Source organism: Streptosporangium sp. NBC_01755, assembly GCF_035917995.1.
GTDB lineage: Bacteria > Actinomycetota > Actinomycetes > Streptosporangiales > Streptosporangiaceae > Streptosporangium.
Genome location: NZ_CP109131.1, coordinates 7,575,290 through 7,587,865 on the forward strand (window position 1 = coordinate 7,575,290; position 12,576 = coordinate 7,587,865).

Genomic DNA, 12,576 nt, shown 5'->3' on the forward strand with positions numbered 1-12,576 from the left:
CGGTAACCAACGCAGAGCCACCGAACCGTTACCCGATCTACCTCCGCCCACATCGGAACGGCCAGTCACGCTAAGAGACGCCCACCAGGCTCCTTAACGTGACTGGCCGTTCCATTGCTGCTCAAGCCCCGTGACCTGTGGGGACACCCACTTCTTCGGGGGGAGAAGCACCGTCATGTCTGTGATCGAGGGTGTCGACGGCACAACGTCGACTACTGTGAGTAATCTTTCGTCTGCGGTATCTGAAGTGACCAGGCGTCCGATCCGTGAACTGATCGACGACCGCCAACTGGACGAACTCCTGGCCCGCTCCCGCGACGAGGCCGGAGGGTTACGGCTGACCGGCGAGAACAGCATGCTCGGCGACCTGGTCAAAGCGGTCCTGGAACGAGCGCTGGAGGCCGAGCTGACCGCGCATCTGGGCTACACCAGGCACGCGAGCGAGGGCTACAACTCCGGCAACTCCCGCAACGGAGCGATCAGGAAAACGGTGCAGACCGCGGTCGGCCCGGTAAAACTGTCGGTGCCACGGGACCGGGCCGGAAGCTTCGAGCCGGTGCTGGTGCCCAAGCGCGCCGGCCGGGTCGCGGGCGGCCTGGACGACATGGTGATCAGCCTGTACGCGCACGGGATGAGCGTGCGTGACATCGTCCACCACCTGGAGCAGGTGTATGACACCCACCTGTCGGCCGAGACCGTCTCGCGGATCACCGAGCAGGTGATGGAGGAGGTCAAGGCCTGGCAGCGCCGGCCGCTCGACGCGGTCTACGCGGTGGTGTTCCTGGACGCGATCATGGTCAAGGTGCGCGACAACCACGTCGTGCGGAACAAGCCCGCCTACCTGGCCGTCGGCGTGGACACCGACGGCGACAAGCACGTCCTGGGCATCTGGACCGCCAAGACCGAACCGGGCGCCCGCGTCGCCGGGGAGGGCGCCGGTTTCTGGCGCGGCGTGGTCACCGATCTGCGTAACCGCGGCGTCACCGACATCCTGATCGCCTGCTGTGACGGCCTGTCGGGGTTCGAGGACGCCATCTGCGCCACCTTCCCGCACACCACCGTGCAGACCTGCATCGTTCACCTCATCCGCAACAGCCTGCGGCTGGTGCCGCGCAAGGAACGCGCCGAGGTCGCGGCGGAGATGAAGAGGATCTACACCGCGCCGGACGCCGACGCGGCCCTTGAGGCCCTGGCCGCCTTCGCCGCCACCGCCCTCGGCGCGAGATACCCGCAGGCGGTCAGGGTCTGGGAGAGCGCCTGGGAACAGGTGACGCCGTTTTTGGCCTTCACCCCGGCGGTGCGCAGGCTGCTCTACACCACCAACAGCATCGAGTCCCTCAACTACCAGCTGCGCAAAGTGATCAAGGCTCGGGGGCACTTCCCCGGCGACGACGCCGTCGTCAAGCTGCTCTGGCCGGCCATCGTCAACATCGAGGACAAACGCGCCCGCGAACGTGCCGCCCACCGCGGCCGGGACAGGCATCGCCCCGGTTACCCCGGGCGTCTCATCGAGGGGCAAAGGACTCACGGCTGGTGTGAGGCCCTCAACGAACTCGCTATCGCCTATCCAGGACGAATCGGGTAAAAAACGATCTCAACACCACAAGATCACCTTTACACACTTGAGGTTACAGGCCCAGGTGGTCCACCAGGGCCGAGCGCGCTTGGGGATACAGTCCGGAGACGATGACGACGGGGACGGACATGACAGCTCCTCTCGTAGTGCGGGGTTCACCGTGCGGGTTCACGGTGGGGGTTCGGGGTGCGGGTTCACGGTGGGGGTTCGGGGTGCGGGCCGGTTCTCAGGGAGTGAGGAGGCCGCGCCGGTAGGCGCGGACGAGTCGGCGCGGCACCAGCAGTTCGCGCCCGTCGATGGTGATCGGGACGAGGTCGGGTGCGGTGGCCTTCCACTGTGAGCGGCGGTGGCGGGTGTTGCTGCGGGAGGTCTTGCGTTTGGGGACTGCCATGTCGTGGTGCTCCTACCAGCTGGACTTGGTGACGCCGGGCAGTTCGCCGCGGTGGGCCAGTTCGCGGAAGCGGATCCGGGAGAGCCCGAACTTGCGCAGGTGTCCGCGGGGGCGGCCGTCGGTGCTGTCGCGGTTGCGCACGCGGGTGGCGCTGGCGTCGGGTGGCTGGCGGCTCAGCTCGCGGACGGCCTGGACTCGCTCGTTGGGGGAGCCGGTGCGGATGATCTCCTTGAGCTCGGCCCGGCGCTCCGCGTAGCGGATGACAACGCGTTTGCGTCGCTCGTTGGCTGCGATCTTGCTTTTCTTGGCCATCAGATGCGTTCTCCCCGGGCGCGGATGCGGGCCACGGCGGCCTCGATGCCGATCTTGTCGATGGTCTTGACGGCTCTGGCGCTGAGCGTCAGCCGTACGAAGCGACCCTCGGTGGGCAGCCAGTAGCGCCGTGGCTGGATGTTGGGATTCCAGCGGCGGCGGGTGCGCCGGTGGGAGTGGGAGACGTTGTTGCCGAACACCGGCTTGAGGCCGGTGAGCTGGCAGTGGGCGGACATGCGGTTTCCTTCCCGAAGGGGGCGGGGTCAGGTCTTGCCGTAGCGCTGGTTGAACCGCTCGACCCGGCCCGCGGTGTCGAGGACGCGACTGCGGCCGGTGTAGAAGGGGTGGCTGGCCGAGGAGACGTCGACGTCGACGAGCGGGTAGGTGTTGCCGTCCTCCCACTCGATCGTCTTGCCGCTCGTGATGGTGGAGCGGGTCAGGAAGGCGAAGCCCGCGCTCGGGTCGCGGAACACAACAGGGTGGTAGTCGGGGTGGATGTCTTTTTTCATCGCTTCAGCGGTCCTCTCGGAACAGCACGTGCTGGCGGATGACCGGGTCGTATTTGCGCAGGGTGAGCCGGTCGGGGTCATTGCGGAGGTTCTTGCGGGTCACGTAGGTGTAGCCGGTGCCGCAGTAGATCGCAGCTTGATCACCGGTCGTTGGTCGGCCCGGGTGGCGTCGTTCCACGTCCGACCGGATCGCCGCTGACCTGGTCGACCGGGCTTTTTCCCGGACCGGCCCGAATCAGCGGTGGATCACCGGCATCTGTGGATGGTCCGCCAAGACCTGATGACGTCGTATTGCCTGGTGGCCGACCATGCTCGGGAAGGGGAACCTGAGCTTGTACATGCTTTTTGGCGTTACTCGTACTGCTCGTCGGGGGGTTCGATCCTGGTGAGGCTCTTGCCGGTGAGCTGGGGGTAGATGACGCCGGTGGTCATCTTGCCGAAGGTCTGCGGGATCCAGGTGCCGGTGACCTCGACCCAGGTGTCGGCGGGCGGCGCCTGCAGTCCTTTGACCGCGACCTTCAGGGGGAACGCGTCCGCGGCGCAGCAGGCGATCTGCATGCGGGTGACGTACCATTGCCCCTTCTTCTTCGCGGGGGAGACGAAGCCGGTCAGTTTGACCTCGCGGTCGGTGAGGGACTTCTTGTCGTCGTCCCAGGCACGGCCGATGAAATCGCCGATGGTCATCTCCACAGCGCCGGTGCCGGTGAGCGGGGTGAAGGAGCTCAGGGTCTGGTCGCGGGGCGGTGGGGTGTCGTCGCGGGAGGCGGCGAACGAGCCCAGCGCGGGCGGCGCGATCAGGAAGATCGCGAACACCGGCAGGCACAGCAGCCACGCGACCCGGGGGCCGCCGTGCGCGTGGTCGTGCCCGTCACCGTCGGACCGGTCGCGATCATGCGAGCGGTCGTCGGCGGGTAAGTGATCATGGCTGTCTGAATGGTCACGTGGTTCGTCTTGGGCTGGGTTCTCCTTCGTCCGGGACGCCTGGAGCAGCCCGATGACCCCAAGGCCCACCAGCACTACCCCGGCGCCGATCAGGAATGGCCGGAAGCCGGGTTTGACGTAGTTGAGGTAGGTCGTGGAGAACGCCGAGATCCGCAGCACGGCGCAGCCCAGCAGGGTCAGGAGGAGGTTCTGGGTCACACGGTTCATCGGGGGGGCGCGGATTCCTTCCATCGTGCCGGGGCCCGAGGCCGAGCCGTGGCGTGCCTGGGGGCGCGGGGCGAGGGGGCGGTGAGGTGTGGAGCCTATAGCAGCAACCACCCGAAGAGGGTGCTCACCAGGACGGCGAGGGCGAAGGTCAGCGGGACGAACCTGGCTGTGAAAGCGCCGCCGAATGTGCCGGCCTGCAGCGCGATCAGTTTCAGGTCGACCATCGGCCCGACCACCAGGAAGGCCAGCTTCGCGGTGGGGGAGAACGCGGTCATCGAGGCCGCCACGAACGCGGTCGACTAAAGACCGAATCTCAACAGGCAAAACAGGGCTGTCCCGGCGCATCGCCGGGACGTAGCAGTGCAGGTGGCCGGCGCCCTCCAGCCAGGCCATCGAAGACGCTACGAGCCGGTTGGATGAGGAGGTGTCGGCGGACTCCACAACCACGCGAACGCATCGGGCCGGGGCCGTGCCGGAGAGGATTCGGGGGCGTAGGAGTTGAACGAGTAAGTCCGATGCCCGAGGAACGTGCGGCTCCTTCACGTGTGATGGAACCGCAGGTGCGGGACGACGCTTCGTAGCTTTTCGCAGGTCTCCTCGTATTCGCGTTCCGGGGTGGATTGGCTCATGATGCCTGCCCCGGCACGGAGCCAGGTGCGGTTACCATGCGCGAACAGCGTGCGCAGGACCAGTGCCGCGTCCAGTGAGCCGTCGGTTCCCGCTCGGAACACCGCCCCGCCGTAGAGTCCTCGGGGTTCGGGTTCGTGGCGGTTCAGGGCCGCGAGGGCGGCGCTCTTTGGTACGCCGGTGACGGTGACCGCCGGGAAAAGTGCCGCGAACGCCGACCAGGGGCCGAGATCCTCACGCAACTGCCCGGCGATCCGGGAGGCGAGATGCTGTACCGAGCCACGTGCTTTGACCGTCATGAACTCCTCGATCAGCACCGAGCCGGGCCGGCAGATCGTTTCCATTTCCTCAGCGGCCAGTCGTACCGAGATCGCGTGCTCGTGCACCTCCTTCGGGTCGGTGCGGAGTTCCTCGCGCAGGCGGTCGTTCTCGGCGAGGTCGGGTCCCAGGGCTCGGGTGCCCGCGAGTGGCTGGGTGCGGATTCGGCCGTTCGCCTCCACCTCGACGATGGTCTCCGGGCTGAAGCCGGCGGCTCGCCGGCCGCCGAGGTTCAGCAGGAAGGAACGCGCGGGGGTGTTGGCTCGGCGCCCGGCGAGGTAGGAGGCGGCGAAGTCGGGCTCGTTTCCTTCGGGCAGTACGACGATCCGAGACAGAACGGCTTTTTCCAGGAGGCCCGCGTGGATGTCGGCGACGCTGCGGGCGACGGCGTGGCGGTATGCGGACGCGTCGGAGGCGATGAGGCGTTCGGCTTCCGTTGCGGCCGGTGTGGTCATCGTCGCATCGGCCGGAACGGGATCGTCCGGGTTTTGGAGCAGGGCCGTGACCTTCGCGGCCCAGGCTTCGTCGACGGCTCGTAGTTCGGCCTTCCCTGGGCTGAGGGCTACCTCCACGCAGGGAACCAGGAACGACAGGAGTGGTTGCGTTCCTGCGGCGGTGGGATCACCGTGCAGCAGGTGGGCGAGTTCGAAGGTGGCCCATCCGTACAGGTAACGGGTTCCGTCAGCGCGGTTCCCGAGTGCTGTGAGTGCTTCGGCGATTCTGTCCAGTGGTCGGCCTTCGGTGGCCGCGGTCCACGTGTGTCCGTCGGCGCGGGCGACGACCTCGGTCGCGTCTGCGGTGAGCGTGACGGCGGAGCCTGCCACGAAGTACCAGACCCCGGCGTGCTCGTAGACGGCGTACTGCTCGTCGAGGCCGGCCCTGGTGAGGTGCACGGCCGTGCGGGCCGGTTTGTCCGGGGTGTGAAGCAGGGCTGTGCATTTGAGGGCGGGTACGGCCCGCGCCCAGTCCGCCCATGGTTCGGATTGCCTGGCGGTCATCGTTGTGCTCCTTGCCGTGCGGTGTTCTCGTGCTTCGGTGGACGTGCCGGTCGGGGCCGCTGCGGTCACGGGGCCACTTCCAGCCGCCAGCCGTCCGCGTTGGTGCGCTGTCGCCAGAAGTCGGCGTAGGTGCCGTCGGCGGTGGTGAGTTGAGCGTGCGTGCCGCGTTCGGTGATCCGCCCGTTCTCCATGACGAGGACCTGGTCGGCGGCCAGTACGGTACTGAGGCGGTGGGTGATGACGAGCAGTGTTTTCTCGGTGGCCAGGGCTTGGACCGTGGACGTCAGCACGGCCTCGTTCTCCTGGTCGAGCGCGGCGGTCGCCTCGTCCAGGATGAGAATCGGCGCGTCCTTGAGCAGGGCGCGGGCGATGGAGACACGCTGACGCTGTCCGCCGGACAGGGCGGTACCGCCCTCGCCGACCCGGGTGGCCCAGCCGTCGGGCATTTCCTCCACCACCCGGTCCAGCCCGGCCATGACCGCGGCGCGGCGCAGTTTCTCCTCGCTGGCGTCTGGATCACCGACGCGGACGTTGTCCTCGATCGTGCCCTCGAAGAGGTAGACGTCCTGGAAGACGATCGAGACGGTCGCGGCCAGGTCCTCGGAGGTGATGTCGCGGACATCGACTCCCCCGATGCGGATCGTGCCGCCGGTGGTGTCCCAGAAGCGGGCCAGCAGTCGGGCGACGGTGGTCTTGCCGGCGCCGGAGGGCCCAATGAGAGCGGTCATGCTGCGCTCGGGGATGCGAAAGCTCACATCGGAGAGCAACTCGGCTTCTGGATCGGTGAGAGAGGTGGAGCCGCCCATGGTGTCGTGCCGGTAGCCGAAGCGGACCGCGTCGAACTCCACGTCGGCTCCATCCGGCAGCCGGGGCTCGGCCGGTTGCGGGAACGGTTGCCGGCCGAGTACGGCGTCCAGCCGTTCCAGGCTGTTGCGGGCGATCCGCATCCCGGCGCCCAGGTCGGCCGCGCTGGACAGGCTGTCGGTGAGTCGGCCGACGAGCACCAGCAGGGCCAGCAGGGTCGCCACGTCCAGGGAGCCGCCCAGAGTCCAGGAGACTCCCAAAGCCAGCAGGAGGGCGAAGACCGTACGGGTGGCGAAGGCGAAGGAGACCAGACCCGGTACGCCGCGGTGAATCAGTCGGCGGTCGGCACGCGACTCCGCCGCCAGGGCGTCGTCGAGTGCCCCGTAGCCGTCGACGGTCCGGCCGAAGGCGCGCAGTATCGGCTGGTTCTGCGCGAACTCCAGGACACGGTCGGCTGATTCGCCGATCGCTGTGTCGCGTCCCCGATCCAGCCTGCTCATCACGGAGGTGCTCCACAGGTGTACCGCCAGTAGCAACGGTGCGCACAGCAGCAGCACGAGCGCGACCCGGCCGTCGAGGAAGAAGGTAGCGGCCACGATGGTGAGTGGGGTGAGGACCGAACTGGTCAGCGGACGCAGCAGGTGCGCCGGCATGTTCATCACCTGGATGATGTTCTGGCCGGCCAGGCGGCTGAGTTCGGCGGCACGCCCGGGGGTGAACCAGCCGATGGGCAGGTCGAGGGCGCGGTCGGCGAGTCGCCGGTGCAGCACCCGCGAGAGTCGGGAGCCGACGGTGAAGCCGCTGCTCAGAGCGACGGCTTGGAGGGCGGCGTAGGCCAGTGAGCAGACCGTCAGGACGGTGAGCCACGGCCACACCTCGCCCGGGTTCTCACCGAGCAGGGCACGCAGCACCGGCACCAGCAGGGTGAAGGCGAGGCCCTGGAGGATGGCTGCGCCCGCCAGCACGACGAGGAGACGGTTCAGGAAACCGGATCCCTCGGGTCCAAGGACACGGTAGAGATGACGGATCATCGCGGGGTTCTCCCTGGGGAGGCGTCGAGGTTGCCGCGGACGGTTAGTGCCGTGGGGGCCAGGGCGGCTGATGTGGTGGGGGTGGGTGCTGTTTCGTCGCCGGCCTGTGCCGCCTCCTGGGCTCTCCACAGCTGGGCGTAGCGGCCTTCGGCGGCCAGCAGGTCCGAGTGGCGGCCTTGTTCGACGATCTGCCCGCCGTCGAGCACCGCGATCTGGTCGGCGTGGCGGACGGTCGCCAGCCGGTGGGTGATGACGAGCAGCGTGCGACCGGCGGCCAGGGTGGACAGCGCGTTCTGGATCAGCGCTTCGGAGTAGGGGTCGGCATAGGCGGTGGCCTCGTCCAGGACGAGGACGGGGGCGTCGGCGAGTAGGGCGCGGGCGATGGACAGGCGTTGTTGTTCGCCACCGGAGAAGGAGACGCCGGTGGTGACCTCGGTGGCGTAGCCGGCGGGCAGTTCGGTGATCGGGTCATGGATCTGGGCGGCGCGGGCGGCCTGTTCGACCTGGTCGTCGTCGGCGGAGGGGCGGCCGAGGCGGATGTTGTCGGCGACGGAGGCCCGTAGCAGTCGCACGTCCTGCAGGACGAAGCCGACGTGGCGGTAGAGGTCGGCGGCGGGTATGTTGCGGACGTCGGCACCACCGATGGTGATGGTGCCTGCCGTGACGTCGTGGAAACGCAGAAGCAGTGAGGCGAGGGTGGATTTACCCGATCCGGAGGGGCCGACGAGCGCGGTGACGGTGCCGGGTTTCAGGTCGAGGTCGATGCCGCTCAGGGCGTCGGTGCGGCCGTCGTAGGAGAAGGACACCTCGCGCATCGAGATGCGGGAGTCCTGGGGGATGGCGGGTGTTGTGCTCTGTGGCAGGACCGGGGTGTCGAGCAGGGCGGAGATGCGGGTGGCGGCGGCCTGGCCGGCTCGGATCTGCTGGATCCGGGGGCCGACCACGCCCATGGGGGCGGCGACGGCCGGTCCGAGCAGGATGAACGGTATGAGGTTTGCGGCGGTCGTCCATCCGCCGGTGACGAACACGGCTCCCACCAGGGCCAGCAGGAGCAGGACGACGGCCGGGGAGACGACGAGCAGGGCCGCGGTGGAGGTGACCAGCGTGGTGCGGACCCAGGAGGTGAAGAAGTCGGAGAAGCCGTCGGTGGCGGTCAGGAAGCGTTCGTGGACCTTACGGCTTCGGCCGAAGGTCTTCAAAACGGCGATGCCGTTGGAGAACTCTACGGCGGCTGAGGAGATCTGGCCCAGGGCCGCCCCGTACTCGGCCATCTGCGCCGCCGCTCCGGCCATGGCCCGGCTGAACAGGTAGGCGCCGAGGGTCAGGGGTAGCACGCTGAGCAGCGCGAGCCGCCAGTCGAGGGTGAACAGGTAGACCAGCGCGAGAAGCGGGGCGGTGAGGACGGCGGTGACGTCAAGGAGGGTGTGGGCGACGAGCGTGTGCAGAGCGTGCACGTCGTCCTGTACGGCGCGTTTGATCTCCCCCGCGCCCCTGGAGGTGATCCATCCCAGCGGCAGGCGGCCGGTGTGCTCGGCCAGTCGGCGGCGCAGCGCGAGTTGCAGGTCGTTGTCGGCGAGATGGCTGACCACCCCGGCGGCGGATCCGAGGAGCAGGGCCGCGAGGCCGGACAGGCACGCGAGGGTGACCAGCGGCCAGAGGTCCTCGCCGAGGGGAGGGGAGCCGTTGGTGAGGTGGACGGCGATCCGGGCGACGGCGATGAAGGGGATGACTCCGGCCAGCGCGCCGGCGGCCTGCAGGGCGACGGCCAGGGCGAGGCGGCCCCGGACCTGGCGCAGGATGCCGCGCAACGGTGGCACTTTCGGGGCGTCCGACGGGGCCGGGCCCGGGGAGGCGCCGGGTGTGTCGGGAGCGCCGGAGGCGTCGGGGACGCTGTGTAGACCGGGCGCGCCGGGCTGCTGCGGGCCTCGGTGGCGTGAGGTGGGTTGGGTCATTTGACGAGGACTCCGATTTCGGGGATGGCCTGGCCGCCGGCCTCGGTGATGCGGCGGCTTGTCATTCCCGCCTCGCGGGCGAGCCGGGCGACGTCGAAGGTGTGCCAGTCATAACTGTCGGTGACCTCGCGAACGGTGCGACCATCTCGCAGGACCTTCCAAGTGGTGGTGAATCGCATGGCGTCGTCCTGGGCGGGCTCGCCGCCGATCCACCACTCATAGGTCTGGCGGCCGATGGTCTCTCGCAGGGACATCACCGGTGGGATGACGCGTGGAGCGGAGACCCCCATTAACTCGACGACGATGAGACCGCCGTCGGGTAGCCGGTCGCGGAGCCTGCGCCACAGGGCGCCGCGTTCGGTGGTGGTGAGATGTCCGGCCACGCCGAAGATCACTACCGCGGAGAGCCGTTCGGGGAGTTGGAGGTCCTGCGCCGAGCCGTCGACGACGGTGACGCGGCGGCGCAGGTCCGCCTCCCGGGCGATTCGAGAGGTGAGGACGGCCCGCATGGTGGCGGAGGGCTCGGCGGCGATGATCTCCGCTTGTGGCAGCGCGGCCGCGATGACCTCGGTGATCCGGCCGGTGCCGGCGCCGATTTCCAGGACGGGGCCGTAGGAGACGTCGACGTGGGCCAGTACACGGGTGAGCGGTGGTCCGCTGCTGGCGGTGTGGCGGGTGGCGACCATCTCGTAGAACTCGGCCGAGGGTGAGTAGTAGTCGATCATGGGGTTCTCCTGGTTGTGCGGACGCGGCCGGGTGGTCAGGGGGTGCTGGGCCACCGGTGAGCGCCCATGGCCAGCGACGGATCCAGGCGGCGAAGTATCGCCGTGACGACCTCCTGGCGTCGTGGAGCGAGGTAGAAGTGGTCGCCGGGGAAGGTGTGGACCTCGGTGCGGGCAGTGGTGAGATCCGCCCATCCGCCGGCGCGGTCGCGACCGCTCTGCGGGGTCAGCTCCGGATCGGTCTCGCCGGTGAACACCTCGATCGGACAGCGCAGCGGGGGCAGGGGGATCGGGCGGTAGGTTTCGATGAGGCGGTAGTCGTTGCGCACGTAGCCGAGTACCACCGGGCGCAGATCGGGATCGGCCAGCACTTCGTCGCTGGTGCCGCCGAGCCGTTGCAGTTCCCGGCACAGGAGGTCGTCGCTTTGCCGGTGGACCTCGCCGACGGTGGCGGTGCCCGGGGCCTCGCGGCCGGACACGAACAGCCGTCGCGGGCCGAGCGTCTCGCGGCGCCGTAGGTCGCGGGCCACCTCCCAGGCGACGGCCGAGCCCATGCTGTGACCGAACAGGGCGTAGGGGCGGTCGAGTAACGGCACCAAGGCGTCGGTGACGGCCGTGACCAGCTCGTCCATCCGGTCCACCAGGGGATCTTCGAAGCGGTCCTCCCTGCCCGGGTACTGGATGCCCCACAGCTCGACCTCCGGCGGCAGCAGGGCCGCCCAGGGGCGGTAGAAACTGGCGCCGCCACCGGCGTGCGGGAGGCAGATCAGCCGTAGCCGGGCCGCCGGCCGCGGGCTCCAGCACCGGATCCACGGGCCGAAACGCCGCGGCGCCGGGTGGGGTTTGGTGCCTGTCCACGGGGCGGGCACGCCGGGATGGGCACTCACCACGTCACCGGCAGCCGCTCGATGCCGAAGGTGGCGGAGTCGTGTTTGAAGTCGATCTCCTCGTCCGGGGCTGCCAGGCGCAGCGTGGGCACGCGGCGGATCAGTGTCTCCAGGGCCACCTCAAGCTCCAGCCGGGCCAGGTGCTGGCCGATGCACTGGTGGACGCCGTAGCCGAAGGCGACGTGGTGGTTGTCCGGGCGTTGGAAGTCGACCCGGTCGGGGTCGGGGAACTGCTCGGGGTCGTGGTTGGCGCCGGCCAGCAGAGCGATGACGCCGTCGTCGGCGGGTATCACCGTGCCGGAGATCTCGATGTCCTGGGCGGCGACCCGCAGCGGGATGGAGTCGGCGATCGACATCACCCGCAGGAACTCGTCGACGGCGGCCGGCATCAGGGAGGGGTCGGCTCGCAGTTCCTCCATCAGATTCGGCCGCTGGAGAAGCAGCAGGGTGCTCAGGGCGATCATGTTCGTGCTGGTCTCGCGTCCGGCGTTGATGGTGATGCCCACGGTGGACAGCAGTTCGGGCAGGGTGACGTTGCCGGTCTGCAGGTGGTTGACGACGAGTTTGGAGAGCAGGTCGTTGCCCGGTTGCTCCTGCCGCTGGGCCACCAGGTCGGAGATCAGGGCGAACAGTCCGCCCAGTGCCTCGGCGACCTGTTCGGCGGTGCTGTGGCGGGAGCCGGAGATGCGGGTGACGTCGCGGAAGAACTCCAGGTTTTCTGCGGGGATGCCCAGCAGTTCGCAGATCACGGAGGTGGAGACGGCGTTGGCGTAGAGGGGGATGAAGTCGACGGGTGCTTCGGTCGCGAGTATGGAGTCCAGGAGGCCGTCCACGATGGTCTGCACGGCGGGCCGCATGGCACGGATCCGGCGGACGGTGAACTCCGGCAGCAGCATCCGGCGGTAGCGGGTGTGCTCGGGGGCGTCGGTGCGGATGAAGGGGCGCAGCCGGGCCCCGATCTCCTGCTCGCCCTCGCCGAGGGCGGGGAAGTTGGGGCGGCGGATGTCGGCGCTGATCCGCGGGTCGGCGAGCAGTTCGCGGACGTCCTCGTAGCGGGAGGCCACCCAGGCCTCGCGTCCGGTGGGCAGGGTGACCCGGGCGACGGGTTCGAGGGTGCGCAGGCGGGTGTACTCCTCGGGTGCGGAGAAGGGGCAGCCCCGGCGGATGGGGAAGTTCTGCGGGCGGGGGGCGTCCAGCGCGGGGATGGAGGCGGCCTCGCCCGTAGCAGACGCGGGTGCGGAGGAGGGCACGCTGGAAGGTGTGGGCGGGTTCATCGGTCATCTTTCGTCGTTGGCGAGGA

At 68.9% G+C, this 12,576-nt stretch carries 12 protein-coding genes and 2 pseudogenes; 1 reads left to right on the forward strand and 13 read right to left on the reverse strand.

Features of this window, described 5'->3' with window-relative positions:
• Positions 1-175: 175 nt before the first annotated feature.
• Positions 176-1,585, forward strand: coding sequence for an IS256 family transposase (locus tag OG884_RS34790; RefSeq protein WP_442811594.1), 1,410 nt, complete (start codon positions 176-178; stop codon positions 1,583-1,585).
• A gap of 217 nt (positions 1,586-1,802) precedes the next feature.
• Here the strand turns inward: OG884_RS34790 and rpmF are convergent, their stop codons facing one another.
• From rpmF to OG884_RS34855, 13 genes and pseudogenes are all read right to left on the reverse strand, one after another.
• Positions 1,803-1,967, reverse strand: coding sequence for a 50S ribosomal protein L32 (gene rpmF, locus OG884_RS34795; RefSeq protein ID WP_326639955.1), 165 nt, complete (start codon positions 1,965-1,967; stop codon positions 1,803-1,805).
• A 12-nt stretch (positions 1,968-1,979) separates the two neighbouring features.
• Positions 1,980-2,279, reverse strand: a complete 300-nt coding sequence (gene rpsN / locus OG884_RS34800) for a 30S ribosomal protein S14 (protein WP_326639957.1) — start codon at positions 2,277-2,279, stop codon at positions 1,980-1,982.
• The gene (gene rpmB, locus OG884_RS34805; protein ID WP_326639958.1) at positions 2,279-2,515 is read right to left on the reverse strand and encodes a 50S ribosomal protein L28; all 237 of its coding nucleotides are present in this window, start codon (positions 2,513-2,515) and stop codon (positions 2,279-2,281) included. Before rpmB ends, rpsN begins: the two co-directional genes overlap by 1 nt.
• Before the next feature lie 27 nt (positions 2,516-2,542).
• Positions 2,543-2,788, reverse strand: coding sequence for a type B 50S ribosomal protein L31 (locus OG884_RS34810; RefSeq protein WP_326639960.1), 246 nt, complete (start codon positions 2,786-2,788; stop codon positions 2,543-2,545).
• Between the two features lie 4 nt (positions 2,789-2,792).
• Positions 2,793-2,932, reverse strand: a pseudogene (gene rpmG / locus OG884_RS34815) (50S ribosomal protein L33).
• A 207-nt stretch (positions 2,933-3,139) separates the two neighbouring features.
• Complete coding sequence (locus OG884_RS34820) at positions 3,140-3,937, reverse strand: TIGR03943 family putative permease subunit (RefSeq protein ID WP_326639962.1); 798 nt, start codon at positions 3,935-3,937, stop codon at positions 3,140-3,142.
• A gap of 95 nt (positions 3,938-4,032) precedes the next feature.
• Positions 4,033-4,230, reverse strand: a pseudogene (locus OG884_RS34825) (permease); the annotation flags it as partial.
• A gap of 246 nt (positions 4,231-4,476) precedes the next feature.
• A complete protein-coding gene (locus OG884_RS34830; RefSeq protein WP_326639964.1) occupies positions 4,477-5,880 on the reverse strand; it encodes a salicylate synthase in 1,404 nt (467 codons plus the stop codon).
• 65 nt (positions 5,881-5,945) lie between these two features.
• Entirely contained in the window at positions 5,946-7,715 is a 1,770-nt protein-coding gene (locus OG884_RS34835; RefSeq protein ID WP_326639967.1) for an ABC transporter ATP-binding protein, read from the reverse strand.
• Complete coding sequence (locus OG884_RS34840) at positions 7,712-9,667, reverse strand: ABC transporter ATP-binding protein (RefSeq protein ID WP_326639969.1); 1,956 nt, start codon at positions 9,665-9,667, stop codon at positions 7,712-7,714. Before OG884_RS34840 ends, OG884_RS34835 begins: the two co-directional genes overlap by 4 nt.
• Positions 9,664-10,392 carry a class I SAM-dependent methyltransferase gene (locus tag OG884_RS34845; RefSeq protein WP_326639971.1) on the reverse strand — a complete coding sequence of 243 codons (729 nt, stop codon included), beginning with the start codon at positions 10,390-10,392 and terminating at the stop codon, positions 9,664-9,666. The genes OG884_RS34840 and OG884_RS34845 overlap by 4 nt, the downstream gene beginning before the upstream one ends.
• A 35-nt stretch (positions 10,393-10,427) precedes the next feature.
• Complete coding sequence (locus OG884_RS34850; RefSeq protein WP_326639972.1) at positions 10,428-11,276, reverse strand: thioesterase II family protein; 849 nt, start codon at positions 11,274-11,276, stop codon at positions 10,428-10,430.
• Complete coding sequence (locus OG884_RS34855; RefSeq protein WP_326639974.1) at positions 11,273-12,550, reverse strand: cytochrome P450; 1,278 nt, start codon at positions 12,548-12,550, stop codon at positions 11,273-11,275. Before OG884_RS34855 ends, OG884_RS34850 begins: the two co-directional genes overlap by 4 nt.
• Positions 12,551-12,576: the final 26 nt, after the last annotated feature.

Excerpts from the sequence above, each read along its gene's own strand:
- OG884_RS34790 (WP_442811594.1), top strand. The coding sequence starts at position 176 with ATGTCTGTGATCGAGGGTGTCGACGGCACAACGTCGACTACTGTGAGT.
- rpmF (WP_326639955.1), bottom strand. The coding sequence starts at position 1,967 with ATGGCAGTCCCCAAACGCAAGACCTCCCGCAGCAACACCCGCCACCGC.
- rpsN (WP_326639957.1), bottom strand. The coding sequence starts at position 2,279 with ATGGCCAAGAAAAGCAAGATCGCAGCCAACGAGCGACGCAAACGCGTT.
- rpmB (WP_326639958.1), bottom strand. The coding sequence starts at position 2,515 with ATGTCCGCCCACTGCCAGCTCACCGGCCTCAAGCCGGTGTTCGGCAAC.
- OG884_RS34810 (WP_326639960.1), bottom strand. The coding sequence starts at position 2,788 with ATGAAAAAAGACATCCACCCCGACTACCACCCTGTTGTGTTCCGCGAC.
- OG884_RS34820 (WP_326639962.1), bottom strand. The coding sequence starts at position 3,937 with ATGAACCGTGTGACCCAGAACCTCCTCCTGACCCTGCTGGGCTGCGCC.
- OG884_RS34830 (WP_326639964.1), bottom strand. The coding sequence starts at position 5,880 with ATGACCGCCAGGCAATCCGAACCATGGGCGGACTGGGCGCGGGCCGTA.
- OG884_RS34835 (WP_326639967.1), bottom strand. The coding sequence starts at position 7,715 with ATGATCCGTCATCTCTACCGTGTCCTTGGACCCGAGGGATCCGGTTTC.
- OG884_RS34840 (WP_326639969.1), bottom strand. The coding sequence starts at position 9,667 with ATGACCCAACCCACCTCACGCCACCGAGGCCCGCAGCAGCCCGGCGCG.
- OG884_RS34845 (WP_326639971.1), bottom strand. The coding sequence starts at position 10,392 with ATGATCGACTACTACTCACCCTCGGCCGAGTTCTACGAGATGGTCGCC.
- OG884_RS34855 (WP_326639974.1), bottom strand. The coding sequence starts at position 12,550 with ATGAACCCGCCCACACCTTCCAGCGTGCCCTCCTCCGCACCCGCGTCT.